This window comes from Neisseria sp. P0021.S007, assembly GCF_051956855.1.
In genome coordinates, this window is the sequence record NZ_JBQCXA010001659.1 from 1 (window position 1) to 449 (window position 449).

Here is a 449-nt window from a genome sequence, read left to right on the forward strand (position 1 = left end):
CCTGACAATATGTGCAACCATCATCCCAAATATTCACACGATAATGACACCATCCGCATCCGCGGCGCGCGTACACATAATTTAAAAAATGTCGATTTGGACATTCCGCGCCACAAACTCGTGGTGGTAACAGGATTGTCAGGCAGCGGCAAATCGTCGCTGGCGTTTGATACTTTATATGCCGAAGGCCAACGCCGTTATGTTGAGAGCCTTTCCGCCTATGCCCGTCAGTTCTTACAGATGATGGACAAACCCGATGTCGATTTGATTGAAGGCTTGTCGCCTGCAATTTCCATCGAGCAGAAATCCACCAGCCACAACCCGCGTTCCACCGTCGGCACGGTAACGGAAATTCACGACTATTTGCGCCTTTTGTACGCACGCGTCGGCACACCCTACTGCCCCGAACACAAGCTGCCGCTGTCGAGCCAAACCGTATCTCAGATGGT

Annotated in this window: 1 pseudogene; it reads left to right on the top strand. The window is 51.7% G+C overall.

Features of this window, described 5'->3' with window-relative positions:
* Nucleotides 1-9: 9 nt before the first annotated feature.
* Nucleotides 10-449 (top strand): annotated as a pseudogene (locus ACTHUR_RS20780) (excinuclease ABC subunit UvrA); the annotation flags it as partial.